Below are 14,866 nucleotides of genomic sequence, written 5' to 3'. Positions count from 1 at the left end.
CGGTGGCGGTCCTCGGGGCCTTCGGCGGGATGGGCGACGGGAGGTTCTTCGGGGTGTCCGGGAAAGTGGCCGGCGGGCGGGTCGGCCGGGCGTCCGGCGCGGTGCCCGGCGAGCGGGACGGCCGAGCGGCGGCGGTCAACGCATCAGCCCGGCGAGCCACGGGGACAGTTGGTGGTAGGTGACGGCCTCGCGGTAGGGGGCGTCACCGGGCACGGTGACGATCAGCGTGCAGGACGGCGGGAAGGTCCGCTGCCGGACGTGGACCAGGCCGCTCCAGACCGAGTCGAGGAAGGCCGGCACGCTGTCGCGCGGCACGTCGAAGGCGATGTCCTCGACGGTGACCACCGCCTCGTCGTGGACGAAGAGCCGGACGGTGATCGCGGGCTTGCCGGCGATCTCCAGCAGCGCCTCGTGGGGTATCGCGTCGAGTGCACCGCCACCCCCGGCGCCCGCGCCGTCGGCACCGACCAGGCCGGCGAAGGTCTGGTCGCGGCCGATGTCGTGGGAGGCACGGACCTCACGGCCGTGCCGGGCGGCCATCGCCTCGACCGCGAACACGGCGCTCTGGGTGGACGGCAGCGGCGGACGGGGCATCGGGTGGCGGTCCTCTCGTCGGCGGGTCTGTGCGGTGCGTCGGCGGGTGCCGGGGTGGCGGCTGGTCTCGGTGCAGAAGACTGCGGCGCGCGCGGCGCGTCGGCGGGTCTCTGCGGTGGCGGGTCTCGGCGGTGGCAGGTCCCTGCGCCTGGGGACTCAGCGCCGTTCGATCATCACATTGGTCGACTTGATGACCGCCGTCGCGGGCGCGCCGGGCACCAGGTTGAGCTCCTCCGCCGACTCCCTGCTGATCAGCGAGACCACCCGGAACGGCCCGGCCTGGATCTCGACCTGCGCGGCGACGTCACCGAGCACCACGTGCGTGACGATGCCCGGGAAGCGGTTGCGGGCCGAGGACGGCCGCCCCTCCGCGGCGGCGTTCTCGGGGCGGGCCAGCTCCCGGGCGAAGGCGGCCAGCTCGGCGCCGGGGATGATCCGGTGACCGTGCTCGTCCCGCTCGGCGGCGAGCCGGCCCGCGTCGACCCAGCGCCGCATCGTGTCGGCGCTGACGCCGAGCATCGCCGCCGCCTCGCCGATCCGGTACGGGTTGACCGGCGCCTCGGGCTGGCCCATGTACGACTCCTGACGGTGGTTCGGTGGCACGGCAGCGTTCGTGTCACGTGGACGGCACTTCGGTGTCACGGGGACCGACGGCGGCACTGCTCCGGCCGTCGCCGCCATCCTGCCGCACCGGGGGCCCGCCCGGCCAAGCGGAGCCGCTCCCGCCCCGGCCGGCCCGGGGCTCGCCCCACCGCCCGGCGGCACCCCGCACCGCCCGGCCCCGCCGCCCCACAGGGCCGCCGGCCGCCTTGCGGCGGCGCCCGCTACGGCTCGCCGAAGAGGTCCCGCCGGACGGCGTCGCCCGCGGTGAGGACGGCGCCGCCGAGCACCGCCCCGCCGCCGGCCGTCCCGGCCCGGACCTCGGTGCGCAGCGGCGAGAGGGCGGCGAGGCGGTGCTCCACGCGACGGGCGAGTTCGGCGCCGCCGGCCCGGCCGATCTCGCCGCCGAGCACGACGCAGCCCGGGTCGAGGACCACGCAGACGGCGGCGGTGCCCACGGCGATCCGCCCGGCCAGCTCGTCCAGGAACGGCCCGCCCGGTCCGCCGTCGCCGAGCGCGTCGAGCGCGGCCCGGACGGCGGCCTCGGCGGCGGACGCGTCGTCGGCCGGGCCGGCCGGCAGGCCGTGGGCGCGGGCCAGGTCGCAGACGGCGGCGCTGCCGACCAGCCCGTGGAAGCCGCCCTCGCAGTCGGTGGCGCTGGGCAGCGCGACGGTGCCCGGTACGGGCAGGAAGCAGATCTCGCCGGTGCCGCCGGAGGCTCCTCGCCGCAGCCGCCCGTCGATGATCACGGCGGCACCGACGCTGTGGCCGAGCCAGACCAGGACGAAGGTGTCCTGGCCCCGGGCAGCACCGATCCGGTACTCGGCGCGGCCGGCCAGGTTGACCTCGTTCTCCAGGATCACGTCGGTGCCGGGCACCTCGCGCAGGGCGGTGAGCAGTTCGGCGTGCCAGGGGGGCAGCGCTCCGGTGCTGTGGAGCCGGCCGGTCGCGGGGTCGACCAGGCCGGGGGCGCCGACGGCGACGGTGTGCAGCTGCTCGACGCCGGCCCTGCGGGCGGTGTCGAGCAGGGCCCGGACGATCCGGGCCGCCGTGCCGCTCTCGCCGCGCCCCTCGACGGCCAGCTCCGCGGCGGCCAGGGTCTGGCCGGCGAAGTCGGCGACGACCAGGCTGACGCCGCCGGCGCGGACGTCGATGGCGCCGATGTGGGCCCGGGAGGACACGAGGGCGTAGAGCCGGGCGTTGGGACCGCGCCGCTGTTCCCCGCGTTCGCCGACCACGGCCACCAGGCCGGTCCGCTGGAGGCGTTCCAGCAGGTCGGCGACGGTGGGCCGGGAGAGACCGGTGAGGCCGCGCAGTTCGGTCGCGGTCAGTGGTCCCTGTTCGAGCAGCAGGTTGAGCGCCAGCCGGTCGTTGATCGCCCGGGCGGTGCTCGGCGTGGCCGTACGCGCGGTGGTCATGGGAGTGCATCCTTCCAGAGTGTTTCTATCAGGGTCCCTTCCTGATAATTTATCGAACGACGCCGCGGGGACGCGAACGGCCCCGCGCCGCCCCAAAGGGGCATGAACCACCCACAGGGCACCGTTGCGCCTCGGCGCGACCGGGAGGGAACACCGGATGACCGACACACCGACCGCAGGACCACCCCGCGGCCCAGCCGCCCCCGAGACCCTGGAGCGGCCGCGCCGCGCCAGGACGGCCGTCGCCCTGGTGTTCGCCGTGCACGGCGCCGTCGGCGGCACCTTCGTCACCCGGATCCCGTGGATCCAGGACCGCCTCGGCCTCTCCCCCGGCCAGCTCGGCCTGGCCCTGGTGATGCCCGCGATCGGCTCGTTCCTCGCGATGCCGCTGGCCGGCCGGTTCGTCCACCGCTTCGGCGGGCGGGCCGCGGTGCGCGGACTGCTCACCGTCTGGTGCCTCACGCTGGCCCTGCCCGCCCTCGCCCCCTCGCTCGCGGCCCTCTGCGCGGTGCTGTTCGTCTACGGCGCGACGGCCGGCATGGCGGACGTCGCGATGAACGCGCAGGGTGTCGAGGTCGAGCAGCGGCTCGGCCGCTCGATCATGTCCGGACTGCACGGGATGTGGAGCGTCGGCGGACTGCTGGCCTCCGGCTTCGGCATCCTCGCCGCCCACCAGGACCTCGACGCCCGGATCCAACTGCTCGTCACCGCCCTGGTCCTGGCCGCCCTCGCCCAGCCGGTCTGCCGCAGCCTGCCCGACTTCCGGGCGGCCGAGGAGGCCGAGGCCCCGCCGCGGTTCGCACTGCCGCCGCGCAGCTCCCTGGTGATCGGACTGGTCGGCTTCTGCGCCGTCTTCGCCGAGGGCGCGTCGATGGACTGGAGCGGCGTCTACCTCAAGGACGTCACCGGCGCCTCGGCCACCCTCGCGGCCGCCTCCTACACGGCGTTCTCGCTCACCATGGCGGTCAGCCGGCTGGTCGGCGACGCGGTGATCCGCCGCCTCGGCGCCGTCCGGGCGACCAGGCTCGGCGGGGCCGTCGCCACCGCGGGCGGCCTGCTGGTGGTCGGCGCCGACAGCCCGGGGCTGGCCATCCCCGGCTTCGCGCTGATCGGCATCGGGATCGCGGTGATCGTGCCGCTCGCCTTCGCCGCCGCCGGCCGGATCGGCGCCAACCCCAGCCAGGCCATCGCCGGCGTCGCCACGGTCACCTACACCTCCGGCCTGGTCGCCCCCGCCATCGTCGGCGGGCTCGCCCAGGCCACCTCGCTCACCGTCTCCTTCGGCGTGGTCACCGCCCTCGCCTTCGCCCTGGTGCCGAGCGCGGGCGCACTCCGCCTCGCCGAGCCGGACGCGGCGGGCGGAGCGCCCTCGGATGCGAAGCGGCGGGCCGAGCCGCTGGCCGACCCGTCGCGCCGATGACGGAAAAGGCGGCCCGCGGACCGGAAGAATGTCATCACAATGTCACCGGAAAGGTCTTCCGGAAATAATCTCCGATTGATATGATGGCGGCTTCGCAGGGAATTCCTCGCTAATATCGGGAACCGCCGGGCGCACCCGCCCGGCGGTTCCGCGTTCCGCAACCAGCGACCAGCGAAGGAATTCCCCCCGTGTGTTACGACGCCGACGCCGCACCCCCCGCCTTCACTCCCCCGACCAGCGCGATCGCCGAGGCCACCGCACTCACCCTGACCGCCGGGGACGGCACCGGATTCGGCGCCTTCCTGGCCCGACCGGAGAATCCCGCAGGCCCGGCCGTCCTCGTCCTGCCGGACAACCGGGGACTTTCCGGTTTCTACCGGCAGACCGCCGTCCGGCTCGCCGAACAGGGCCATCCGGCACTGGCGATCGACTATTTCGGGCGCACCGCCGGCCCCGACCCGGAAAAGCGCCCCCGGGAATTCGGCGAGCTGCCCGGCCTGCTGCCCCATCTGCTGGCCCTCACCCCGGACGGCCTCGACGCGGACATCCGCGCCGGGATCGACCGGCTGCGCGAGGACGGCGCCGGCGAGGTGGTCGCGCTCGGCTTCTGCTTCGGCGGCCGCCAGGCGTTCCGGACGGCGGCGCCCCGCTTCGGCCTGGCCGGCGCGGTCGGCTTCTACGGCTACCCCGACACCCTCAACGGAGCCCCCGGCCCGACCCAGCTCGCCCCCGGGCTGACCGCGCCGGTCCTCGCACTCTGGGGCGGTGCCGACGAGTCGATCGCCCCCGCGACGGTCCGCGCCTTCGAGGAGGCCCTCGGTGCGGCCGGCTGCCCGCACCGGTTCGTGGTCTATCCCCACGCCCCGCACAACTTCTTCGAGCTGGGCGCCGCCGGGCACGCCGACGCGGCCGCGGACTCCTGGCACCGTCTGCTCGCCTTCCTGGCCGGCCCCGGCCGGCCGTCCCTGTCGAGCTGAGCCGCGCCCCGCCCGGGGCCGGACCCGGCCACCCCCGTAGCCACCCCCGTAGCCACCCGCGGCCCCGCGGAGGTGCCCGGGAGCCGGCCTCCACGCCGGCCCGGGCCCACCCGGGCAGCGGTTAGGCTCGGGCGATGCCCGACTCCACGCCACCCGCCCGGCCCGCGCCGCCCGCCCCGTCGGCCGTGCCGTCGCCGTCGCCGGTTCCGTCACCCGGCCCGCGCTCGCGCTCGACGTGGCTGCGGTTCGCCCTGCTGATCGTGATCCTCGCGGCGGCCGCCGGTTCACTGCTGCTGTGGAGCCCGACGGCGCTGCTCTCCGGCGGACTGCCCGCCGGGGTGCCGACGTACTGGCTGGCCCCCGCGTTCACCGCGGTCTACGCCGTGGGGACGCTCGCCTTCGTCCCGCGGCCGGCCCTCAACGCGGCGGCGGGGTTGCTGCTCGGCATCCAGCAGGGCGTGCTGCTGGCCGTGCTCGGGACGACGCTCGGTGCCGCGATGGCCTTCGCGCTCGGGCGGCTGCTCGGGCGCGAGGCGCTCCGCCCGTACCTGCGCGGGCGGATGCTGACCGCGCTCGACCGGCGGTTCACCGAGCAGGGGTTCCGCAGCGTGCTGCTGCTGCGCCTGCTGCCCGGGCTGCCGTTCCAGGCCGGCAACTACGGCGCGGCCTTCTCCGGCGTGCGGTTCCTGCCGTTCCTGCTGGCCACCGCGCTCGGCGTGGTCCCGACCACGGCGGTCTACGTGACGGCGGCGGCCAGCGCGGGCGAGCCGGGGTCCGCGGCGTTCCTGGTGTCGGCCGGGGCGATCGGCGTCCTCGTCGTGGGGAGCCTGGTCTCGCTCTGGCGGGCCGCGGCCCGGCGGCGCTCGGCCGCCGCCTGAGCGCCGCCGGCGCCCGCCGCACCCCAACGCACGCCGGCTATTCGGTGGCGTCCGCGGCACCCCTGCGCCAGGATGACCGCCATGACAAGCCCTGTGACGACCGCCACCACCCGGTCCGAGCCCCCGTTCGCCGCGGACGAGACCGCCATGCTGACCGCCTGGCTGGACTTCCACCGCGCGACCCTCGCCGTCAAGTGCGAGGGCCTGACCGCCGACCAGCTGCGGCTGCGCTCCGTCCCGCCGTCCTCGCTCTCCCTGCTCGGCCTCGTCCGGCACATGGCCGAGGTGGAGCGCTTCTGGTTCCGCGCCATCCTGCTCGGCGAGGAGACCGGCCCCGGCGGCCTCTACTGGAGCGAGCAGCATCCGGACGGCGACTTCGACCTGGTCGACGCCGCGGACGCCGAGGCGGACTTCGCCGCCTGGCAGGACCAGATCACGGCCGCCCGCGCCGCCTGCGAGGGCCTGCCGCTGGAGACCGTGGGCAAGCGCGACCGCCGGGGCGAGCAGGTGACGCTCCGCTGGATCCTGGTGCACATGATCGAGGAGTACGCCCGGCACAACGGCCACGCCGATCTGCTGCGGGAGCTGGTGGACGGCGCAACCGGCGAGTGAAATCGTTTCCGCATTGTTGACAGAAGGTCAATTAAGGGGTGACCGCGACCGATATGGTCTACGCGCGCAACCGTCCGCCGTTCCGCTGCGTCGCAACAGTTGCCCGGGTTCGCCCGGGTTTCCGGCGCGGCACGACTCGTACGGGGGTCGCGAGCGGGCACGGGACCGGTGATCAGTGCGATACTCGGACAGTTCCGACGAGTGGATGACGTGTCAAAAGGACACGCGCACCGGGGGACCTGAACGGAACGAGGCAGGGAGGCGCGGCATGGGAGCACTTCGCGACGAGCACCACAACGGGTGGCTGATGCCCTCCGGGAACTACCCGGCCGCGGTGTACGACGACGAGTGGATCGAGCAGGAGACGGTGTCGTCCTCCCCCGCTCCCACGAAGATCGTCTCCCTGCGGCCGACGGGCTTCGAGGCCGCCCGGACGGTCGGCGAGCACATCCGGGCCAGCACGCCCGTGGTCATGGACCTCACCGAGATGGAGGAGGCCGAGGCCAAGCGCATGGTCGACTTCGCCTCCGGCCTGATCTTCGGCACCCGCGGGGGCATCGAGCGGATCGCCCGCCGGGTCTTCCTGCTCACCCCGGCGGACGTCGAGGTGATGGTGATCGACCGCCCGCTGGACGACACCGGCTTCTACAACCAGAGCTGAGCACCACCGGGACGGGGCGCCGCAGCGCGCACGACCGGGGACGGCCCACCGCCGTCCCCGGTTTTTTGCTGCCTTCACGCCGGACCTGCTCACCACCTTCGCACCGGACCCACCGGACCCACCGGGCTCACCGGGCTCACCGGGCTCACCGGGCTCACCGAACCCATAGGGGCCCACCGGACCCACCTGCCTCAGGTGAGCCATCCGCGAAGTGATTGAGACATTCATGTCTCAATTGATGTACAGTCGTTCTATGGCCACCGACCGCGACTCCGTCCTCGAAGCCGCCGTGGGCGTGCTCTCCCGCCGCCCCACCGCCCACCTCGACGAGATCGCCCGCGCCGCGGGCATCAGCCGCGCCACCCTGCACCGGCTCTTCCCCGGCCGGGAGGCGCTGATCCGCGAGGTCGGCCTGCTCGGGCTGCAGCGGTTCGGGGCCGCGCTGGACGCCGCCGCGGTCGAGGACGGCGACGCGCACACCGCGCTGCGCCGTCTGGTCGACGTCACCGTCCCGGACGCCGCGCTCTGCGCCTTCCTGGCCGGCGAGAACCAGCTCTACGATGACGACGAGATCAACGAGCTCTGGGAGTCGCAGATCTCCCGGCTGCACGCGCTCTTCCTGCGCGGCCAGCAGCAGGGCGTCTTCCGCGTCGAGCTCTCCGCCGGCTGGCTCAGCGAGGCCTTCTTCGACCTTGTCGCCGGCATCGGCTGGGCCATCCAGGACGGCCGGCTCGCCCCGCGCGACGCCGCGTTCTCGCTCGCCGAGCTCTTCCTCGGCGGCGCACTGCGCCGCCCGTAGCCGCGCCGGCCCCGTACTCCACCGCTCCCACCCACCGCTCCCACCCACCCTCACAGCACCTCGGATCACAGGCCTCGGAACCGCGGCCGGAAACCGATACCCATGAGCAGTACCGTCCTCGCCAGCCCCCGCCAGCGCTGGACCGGCCTCGCCGTCCTCGTCCTGGCCGTCACCCTGGTCGCCGTCGACGCGACCGTCCTCTCCCTCGCCATACCCTCGATCAGCGAGACGCTGCGCCCCAGCGGCACCCAGCTGCTCTGGATCGGCGACGCCTACTCGTTCGTGCTGGCCGGCCTGCTGGTCAGCATGGGTTCGCTGAGCGACCGGATCGGCCGCAAGAAGCTGCTGCTGGCCGGGTCCACCGCGTTCGGCGCCGCCTCGCTGCTGGCCGCCTACTCGCCCAGCGCCGGCTGGCTGATCCTGGCCCGGGCGCTGCTCGGCGTGGCCGGGGCGACCATCATGCCGTCCACCCTGTCGCTGATTCGCAGCCTCTTCCCGGACGACCGCGAGCGGGCCACCGCGATCGGCATCTGGGGCGCGGCCGCCACCGCCGGCGCCGCACTCGGCCCGGTGGTCGGCGGGGTGCTGCTGGAGCACTTCTGGTGGGGCTCGGTGTTCCTTCTGAACATCCCGGTGCTGGTGCTGCTGCTGGTCCTCGGCGCCTGGCTGCTGCCCGAGTCCAGGGACCCTAAGCCGGGCCGCTGGGACGTGCTGAGCGTGCTGCTGTCGCTGGCCGGCGTGATCGGCGTGGTCTACGCGATCAAGGAGGCCGCCGCGCACGGCGTGGCCCGCTGGGACGTGCCGGTCGCGGCCGTGCTCGGCGCCACCGCGCTGACCGTCTTCGTCCGCCGCCAGCTGCGGCTGCCCACCCCGCTGCTCGACGTCCGGCTCTTCGCCGACCGCCGGTTCACCGCGGCCGTGCTCGCCTCGCTCACCGCGCTGATCGGGCTCTCGGGCGTGGTCTTCGTGACCTCCCAGTACCTGCAGCTGGTCCGTGGGTACGACCCGCTCCGGGCGGGCCTGGCGGAGCTGCCGGCCTTCGCCGGCGCCGTGGTCGGCGGGCTGCTCACCGCCCGGCTGGCGCGTCGCACCGGCGCCCGGGCCGCCCTGACCGTCAGCCTGCTGGCCATGGGCTCCGGCATCGGTCTGATCGGCTGGGTGCACCAGGACACCACGTACCTGCTGCTGGCCGCCGCCTTCCTGATCGTCGGCACCGCCGAGGGCGTGGTCTACACGCTCGGCGCCGACCTCGTGCTGAGCGCATCGCCCGCCGACAAGGCCGGCGCCGCCTCCGCGGTCTCCGAGACCGCGTACGAGCTGGGCACCGCACTCGGCATCGCGCTGGTCGGCTCGGTGGTCGGCTCACTGTACGCGGGCGGGCTGGCCGTGCCGGCCGGCACCGACCCCGAGGCGGCCGTCCGGGCGGGCGAGTCGCTGGGCGGGGCGGTCGAGGCGGCGCACGGCCTGCCGGAGACGCTGGCCGGCCCGCTGCTGGCGAGCGCCCGCGACGCCTTCGTGCACGGCATGAACGTGGCGGCGGTCCTGGCCGGTGCGCTGCTGCTGGCCGCGTCGGCCCTGGCCTGGCGCCTGCTGCGCGGCCTGGCGCGCGCCACCACGGACACCGCGGACACCGCGGACACCGCGCCGCAGGAGACCCCCGTCCCGGAGAAGGCCGGGGTGTGACGGCCGGGGTGTGACGCGGCCGGGGGCGTCGGCTCCGGTCGGCTCGGGTGGGGCCGAGCCGGGCCGACCCGGACTACCCTCAGACCGTTCCGAAGGGCAGTTCGAGCTCTGCCCAGACCACCTTGCCGTCCCGGGTGAGCCGGCTGCCCCAGCGCTGCGCGAGCTCGCTGACCAGGAACATCCCACGGCCGCCCTCGTCCTGCTCGGCGAACGGCCGAAGCTGGGGCGTCTGCCCGCCGGCGTCGGCGACCTCGACGGTGAGCACCCGGTCACGGAAGAGGCGGAGCCGGCGCGGGGCGTCGGCGTGCAGCAGGGCGTTGGTGACCAGCTCGCTGACCAGCAGCTCCGCGTAGTCGGAGAGCGCCGACAGGCCCCAGCCGTCGAGCGTGGCACGGGTGAAGCGGCGGGCCTTTCCGGGGAGCCGGCCACCGCCGGTGAGCGGGAGGGTGGCGATCCGGTCGGCGGGCAGCGGCAGCACCCGCGCCATGATCATCGCGATGTCGTCCTCGGTGCCGTCGGTGACCAGCGCCCCGAGGACGGCGTCGCAGCTCTCCTCCAGGGTGCGGCCGGGGCCGGAGAGGGTGCGGGCCAGCAGGTCGATGCCGTCGTCGAGGTCCTGGCCGCGCCGCTCGACCAGGCCGTCGGTGTAGAGGGTGACCATGCCGCCCTCGGGGAGGGCGAACTCGATCGACTCGAAGGCGACGCCGCCGACGCCGAGCGGCACGCCCGGCGGGACCTCCACCCTCCGGGCGGTGCCGTCGGGGCCGACCCAGACGGGCGGAAGGTGGCCGGCCGAGGCGACCTGCACGGTGCGCTCCAGCGGGTCGTAGACGGCGCAGATACAGGTGGCGAACTGGCCCTCGCCGATGCCGGAGGCGGTCTCGTCCAGCCGGGTGAGCACCTGTTCGGGCGGCATGTCCAGGGTGGCGAGCGTACGGGCGACGGTGCGCAGCTGGCCCATCGTGGCGGCCGCCCGGATGCCGTGGCCCATCACGTCGCCGACCACCAGCGCCACCCGGCCGCAGGAGAGCGGGACGACGTCGAACCAGTCGCCGCCGACCTCGCTGACCACGCTGCTCGGCAGGTAGCGGTAGGCGATCTCCAGGCCGAGCGTGCGGTGGATCTCCTGCGGCAGCAGGCTGCGCTGCAGGGTGAGCGCGGTCTCGCGCTCGCGCCGGTAGAGCCGGGCGTTGTCGATGGCGAGCGCGGTGCGGGCGACCAGCTCCTCGGCGAGGGCGACGTCGGCGGCGGTGAACGGCTCGGGGTTGCGCATGCGGATGAACTCGGCGCCGCCCAGCACCATGCCGCGCGCGGCCATCGGCACCATCAGGTACGAGTGGATGCCGGCCTCGATGCCCGGCCCGACCCGCTCGGGGGTGGCGACCAGGCCGCGCAGCACCTCCTCGTCCACGTGGGCGCGCACCAGGGGGCGGCCGCTGCGCAGGCACTGGGTGTAGCTGCGCTGGGGCGCGTACTCGGTCACCTCGCCGACCGTGTCGACGGCGTGCACGAGGCCGGACTCGTAGGACTCGCCGACGGCGACGGCCCGCAGCTGGACGGAGCGGTCGTCCGGGATGGGCGTCGGCTCGGCGCCGCGCAGGACGGGTTCGAGCAGGTCGACGGTGGCGAAGTCGGCGAATCGCGGGACGACGGCCTCGATCAGCTCCTCCGCGGTGCGCTGGAGGTCGAGGGTGGTGCCGATCCGGGCGGTGGCCTCGGCGATGGTGGCGAGGCGTTCCTGTGCCCGGGAGGCGCGGGCCTCGGCCCGGAAGCGTTCGGTGACGTCGATGATCGAGGAGCAGACGCCGAAGACCCGGCCGGTGGAGTCCTCCAGGCGGAAGTAGGAGGCGGACCAGGCGCGGTCGCGGCGCGGGTCGCCGGGGACGCGGCCGTGCGAACGGGCGTCGACCACGGGCCGGCCCGTGATGAGCACCTGTCTCATGGTCTGCTCGATCTCGGCGCTGTTGATGCCGGGCAGGACGGCGCTGATCCGGCGGCCGAGGTGATCCTCGACGGGGACGCCGTTCATCCGGGCGAGCGCCTCGTTGAGCCGCACGTAGCGCAGGTCGGTGTCGTAGACGGCCATGCCTATCGGGGACTGGCCGAAGATGCCGTCGAGGACGGCGAGGTCGGCCTCGACGCGGTGCAGCGCCTCGGTGTCGGAGGCGGTGGCGAGCAGCAGCAGGGTGCCGCCGGGGCCGGCGATCGGGTAGGTGCGCAGCTCCAGCTCGACCAGGTGGCCGTCGCGGTGGCGGACCTGGAAGACCCCCGACCAGCCCTTGCCGCTCAGGATGCGCTCGAACAGGGCGAGCACCTCGGGGCGGTCGGTCCGGTCGGTGAAGAGCCGGGCCGCGTAGCTGCCGACGGCCTCGTCGGCGGGGTAGCCGAGCAGCGCCTCCGCGTCCTCGCTCCAGTGCAGGATCAGGCCGTCGTCCTGGAGCAGGGCGGTGGCGAGCGGGACGAGTCGATGGCCGTCCAGGCGTGCGGGGGCTCCACCCGGTGCGGGGCCGGCGGCGTCGGTCGCATCCCACTCGTGTCCGTGCATGATCAGGCAGCACCCCGGTTCGGCTCGTGCCCGGCCGGGCGGGCATCGCGGTCCGTGCCGGCCGGGTTCTTCTCCAGACTGCACGGACATCGGCCGCCCGGCGACCCCTTGGTCAGGGGAGGTTCCGGTCGTCCAGGTGTACGGGCGTCATGGGCGTACCGGCCGCAGCGTACCCTCAAGAACGCTTGCCCACTGCCTGATCACTCCGGATCGTCTGGCACTGTCGTCGGTCAGCAGGTTGGCCAGTCCGAGGCCGCGCGCCATGTCGAGGGTGGCCTGGACCGTTTCGCGCACTCCGGGCACGGTTTCGTCGGCTCCGAGGAACTCGACGGCGGCCCGGTGGGCCTCCCGGCCGACGTGGCCCTCCAGCGCGATGATCCGCTCGCGCAACGGCTCCTCGGTGGCGGCCGCGACCCACAGGTGCAGGGCGGCGCGGAACTGAGGACCGGTGTAGAGGCGCACGATCATGTCGACGACGGCCTCGGTACGGGCGGGCCCCGGGGCGGGCAGCTCGTCCGCGTGGGCGCGGACGGCCGCCAGCCGCTCAACGGTGACGTGCTCGACGGCCGCGGTGAACAGGTCCTCGCGGGTCGGGAAGTGGTGCTGGGCCGCGCCGCGGGAGACGCCGGCGCGCTCGGCGACGACGCCGACGGTGGAGCCGTTCCAGCCGACCTCGGCGAGGCAGTCGACGGCCGCCGCGAGCAGCCGCTGCCGGGTGGCGCGGCTGCGGTCCTGCTGCGGGGTCCGGGCGGCGGGGTGGGTGGTCATCGGCGGCGGCTGGTCCTGTTCGTGCGGCGGCTCGGCGGGGTCGATCCTCGCAGATCTTCGGGTGCCTCCCCACGGCCGGGCCCGGCACGGCGGGCGGGGCCCGGCGGGGGCCGGCGGGGCATTGCGGCGTGGGCGGTGGCGGGCGGCGTCAGCGGTGGCGGGCGGCGTCACCGGTGGCGGGCGTCAGCGGTGGCGGGCGGCGTCAGCGGTGGCGGGCGGCGTCAGCGGGCTGGGTCAGCGTGCGGGGTCAGCGGGCCGCCTCGTCGGCCGCCTCGCGGGCGCGCAGCTCGCGGCGGAGGATCTTGCCGGCGGGTGACTTCGGCACGGCGTCCACGAACTCCACGGCGCGCACCTTCTTGTACGGGGCGACCCGACCGGCCACGAAGTCGGTGACCTCCTCCTCGGTCAGCGTGCTGCCCGGGGCGCGGACCACGAAGGCCTTCGGGCTCTCGGCGCCCTCCGCGTCGGTGACGCCGATCACCGCGGCGTCGGCGATCCCGGGGTGGCCGAGCAGCAGGGCCTCCAGCTCGGCGGGTGCGACCTGGTACCCCTTGTACTTGATCAGTTCCTTGACCCGGTCGACGATGTACAGGTAGCCGCGCTCGTCCACGTACCCGACGTCGCCGGTGTGCAGCCAGCCGTCGGCGTCGACGGTGGCGGCGGTGTCGGAGGGCCTGCCGAAGTAGCCCTTCATCACCTGCGGGCCGCGGATCAGCAGCTCGCCCCGCTCGCCGGGGCCCAGGTCCCCGTCGGTGCCGTCGAGGGCGGCGACCCGCAGCTCGGTGGAGGGGACCATCCGGCCGACCGAGCCGGGCGAGGGGTCGGTCTCCGCCGGCGAGACGAGGTGGGAGACGGGCGACAGCTCCGTCATGCCGTAGCCCTGGAGGACGTGCGGAAGCCCGAGCCGGCGGGCGCAGGCGGCGGCCAGCTCGTTGTCCAGCGGGGCGGCCGCGCAGAGCAGGTACTCGACCGAGGAGAGGTCGAAGCGGTCGACGACCGGGTGCTTGGCGAGGGCGAGGGCGATCGGCGGGGCCACGATGAGGGCCTGCACGCGCTGCTCCTCGATGGTGCGGCAGAACTGCTCCAGGTCGAAGCGGGGCAGCACCACGACGGTGGCGCCGCACCGCAGCGGCTGGTTCAGCAGGGCGGCCAGGCCGTAGATGTGGAAGAAGGGCAGGACGGCGAGGATCCGTTCGCCCTCCCCCGGGTGGAACAGCGCGTCGGTCTGGGCCAGGTTGGTGGCGATCGAGCGGTGGGTGAGCATCACACCCTTGGGCAGGCCGGTGGTGCCGCTGGAGTAGGGCAGCACGGCGATGTCGTTGCCGGGGTCGATGGCGGGCTCGGGGTCGGGGCCGGTGGAGGCGAGCAGGTCGGCCAGCGAACGGTGGCCCTCGGCGCCGTCCAGCACCATCAGCTCGGCCAGCGGGCGGCCCTCGGCGGCGAGCTTCTCCGCGGCCTGCCGGGCGGTGGACAGGAACGGCGAGACGGTGATCAGCCAGCGCGCGCCGCTGTCGGCGAGCTGGCCGGCCAGCTCGCCCGGGGTCGCGAGGGAGGAGACGGTGGTGACGGTGGCGCCCGCCCGGGTGGCGCCGTAGAAGGCCATCGGGTAGCCGATCGTGTTGGGGCTGAACAGGGCCACCACGTCGCCGCGGCGCACCCCCGCCTCGACCAGTCCGGCGGCCACCCGGCGCACGGCCGTGGCGAGCCGGGCATGGCTGACCGTCTCCCCCGTGACGCCGTCGACCAGGGCCGGGCGGTCACCGTACCGGTCGGCGTCGCCGAGCACCGCGTCGTGGATCGGCAGGTCCACGACGCCGACGTCCGGGAACTCGCTGTGGAACACCAAGGCGTGCCTCCTCATGGGTAGTTGACGCACGGTCCGACCTCGCACGGGTGGTCCCGGAGGGCCGG

Annotated in this window: 13 protein-coding genes; 7 read left to right on the top strand and 6 right to left on the bottom strand. The window is 74.7% G+C overall.

Features of this window, described 5'->3' with window-relative positions:
* Positions 1-135: 135 nt before the first annotated feature.
* From J5Y04_RS24075 to J5Y04_RS24065, 3 genes are all read right to left on the bottom strand, one after another.
* Positions 136-594 (bottom strand): hypothetical protein, encoded by a 459-nt coding sequence (locus J5Y04_RS24075; protein WP_209414176.1) that lies wholly within the window; start codon positions 592-594, stop codon positions 136-138.
* Between the two features lie 156 nt (positions 595-750).
* Positions 751-1,167, bottom strand: coding sequence for a molybdopterin-binding protein (locus J5Y04_RS24070; RefSeq protein WP_209414175.1), 417 nt, complete (start codon positions 1,165-1,167; stop codon positions 751-753).
* Positions 1,168-1,418: 251 nt separating this feature from the next.
* Positions 1,419-2,612 (bottom strand): ROK family transcriptional regulator, encoded by a 1,194-nt coding sequence (locus tag J5Y04_RS24065; RefSeq protein WP_209414174.1) that lies wholly within the window; start codon positions 2,610-2,612, stop codon positions 1,419-1,421.
* Positions 2,613-2,769: 157 nt separating this feature from the next.
* Here J5Y04_RS24065 and J5Y04_RS24060 point away from each other — a divergent pair, with 157 nt between their 5' ends.
* The 7 genes from J5Y04_RS24060 (at position 2,770) to J5Y04_RS24030 (ending at position 9,642) form a co-directional block, all read left to right on the top strand.
* Positions 2,770-4,032, top strand: coding sequence for an MFS transporter (locus J5Y04_RS24060; protein ID WP_209414173.1), 1,263 nt, complete (start codon positions 2,770-2,772; stop codon positions 4,030-4,032).
* A gap of 188 nt (positions 4,033-4,220) precedes the next feature.
* Positions 4,221-5,009, top strand: a complete 789-nt coding sequence (locus J5Y04_RS24055; protein ID WP_209414172.1) for a dienelactone hydrolase family protein — start codon at positions 4,221-4,223, stop codon at positions 5,007-5,009.
* Positions 5,010-5,143: 134 nt separating this feature from the next.
* Positions 5,144-5,887 (top strand): TVP38/TMEM64 family protein, encoded by a 744-nt coding sequence (locus J5Y04_RS24050; RefSeq protein ID WP_209414171.1) that lies wholly within the window; start codon positions 5,144-5,146, stop codon positions 5,885-5,887.
* Positions 5,888-5,959: 72 nt separating this feature from the next.
* Positions 5,960-6,499: a DinB family protein gene (locus tag J5Y04_RS24045; protein WP_209414170.1), complete on the top strand. Its 540-nt coding sequence runs from the start codon at positions 5,960-5,962 to the stop codon at positions 6,497-6,499.
* 268 nt (positions 6,500-6,767) lie between these two features.
* Positions 6,768-7,160, top strand: a complete 393-nt coding sequence (locus J5Y04_RS24040) for a cell division protein SepF (RefSeq protein ID WP_209414169.1) — start codon at positions 6,768-6,770, stop codon at positions 7,158-7,160.
* Between the two features lie 253 nt (positions 7,161-7,413).
* Positions 7,414-7,959: a TetR/AcrR family transcriptional regulator gene (locus J5Y04_RS24035; RefSeq protein ID WP_245205308.1), complete on the top strand. Its 546-nt coding sequence runs from the start codon at positions 7,414-7,416 to the stop codon at positions 7,957-7,959.
* A 102-nt stretch (positions 7,960-8,061) separates the two neighbouring features.
* Positions 8,062-9,642: an MFS transporter gene (locus tag J5Y04_RS24030; RefSeq protein ID WP_209414167.1), complete on the top strand. Its 1,581-nt coding sequence runs from the start codon at positions 8,062-8,064 to the stop codon at positions 9,640-9,642.
* 79 nt (positions 9,643-9,721) lie between these two features.
* Here the strand turns inward: J5Y04_RS24030 and J5Y04_RS24025 are convergent, their stop codons facing one another.
* From J5Y04_RS24025 to J5Y04_RS24015, 3 genes are all read right to left on the bottom strand, one after another.
* On the bottom strand, positions 9,722-12,187 hold the full coding sequence (locus J5Y04_RS24025) for a SpoIIE family protein phosphatase (RefSeq protein ID WP_209414166.1): 2,466 nt from the start codon (positions 12,185-12,187) through the stop codon (positions 9,722-9,724).
* A gap of 147 nt (positions 12,188-12,334) precedes the next feature.
* The gene (locus J5Y04_RS24020; protein WP_209414165.1) at positions 12,335-12,955 is read right to left on the bottom strand and encodes a TetR/AcrR family transcriptional regulator; all 621 of its coding nucleotides are present in this window, start codon (positions 12,953-12,955) and stop codon (positions 12,335-12,337) included.
* A 247-nt stretch (positions 12,956-13,202) separates the two neighbouring features.
* Entirely contained in the window at positions 13,203-14,801 is a 1,599-nt protein-coding gene (locus tag J5Y04_RS24015; RefSeq protein WP_209414164.1) for a 4-coumarate--CoA ligase family protein, read from the bottom strand.
* Between the last annotated feature and the right edge of the window lie 65 nt (positions 14,802-14,866).

The organism is Kitasatospora sp. RG8, assembly GCF_017813315.1.
GTDB lineage: Bacteria > Actinomycetota > Actinomycetes > Streptomycetales > Streptomycetaceae > Kitasatospora.
The sequence above is the reverse complement of the archived record's forward strand: the minus strand, read 5'-3'. Positions and strand labels throughout refer to the sequence as shown.

Bases quoted from the DNA above. Each gene is read 5' to 3' on its own strand.
- J5Y04_RS24075 (WP_209414176.1), bottom strand. From the start codon at position 594: ATGCCCCGTCCGCCGCTGCCGTCCACCCAGAGCGCCGTGTTCGCGGTC.
- J5Y04_RS24070 (WP_209414175.1), bottom strand. From the start codon at position 1,167: ATGGGCCAGCCCGAGGCGCCGGTCAACCCGTACCGGATCGGCGAGGCG.
- J5Y04_RS24065 (WP_209414174.1), bottom strand. From the start codon at position 2,612: ATGACCACCGCGCGTACGGCCACGCCGAGCACCGCCCGGGCGATCAAC.
- J5Y04_RS24060 (WP_209414173.1), top strand. From the start codon at position 2,770: ATGACCGACACACCGACCGCAGGACCACCCCGCGGCCCAGCCGCCCCC.
- J5Y04_RS24050 (WP_209414171.1), top strand. From the start codon at position 5,144: ATGCCCGACTCCACGCCACCCGCCCGGCCCGCGCCGCCCGCCCCGTCG.
- J5Y04_RS24045 (WP_209414170.1), top strand. From the start codon at position 5,960: ATGACCGCCATGACAAGCCCTGTGACGACCGCCACCACCCGGTCCGAG.
- J5Y04_RS24040 (WP_209414169.1), top strand. From the start codon at position 6,768: ATGGGAGCACTTCGCGACGAGCACCACAACGGGTGGCTGATGCCCTCC.
- J5Y04_RS24035 (WP_245205308.1), top strand. From the start codon at position 7,414: ATGGCCACCGACCGCGACTCCGTCCTCGAAGCCGCCGTGGGCGTGCTC.
- J5Y04_RS24030 (WP_209414167.1), top strand. From the start codon at position 8,062: ATGAGCAGTACCGTCCTCGCCAGCCCCCGCCAGCGCTGGACCGGCCTC.
- J5Y04_RS24025 (WP_209414166.1), bottom strand. From the start codon at position 12,187: ATGCACGGACACGAGTGGGATGCGACCGACGCCGCCGGCCCCGCACCG.
- J5Y04_RS24020 (WP_209414165.1), bottom strand. From the start codon at position 12,955: ATGACCACCCACCCCGCCGCCCGGACCCCGCAGCAGGACCGCAGCCGC.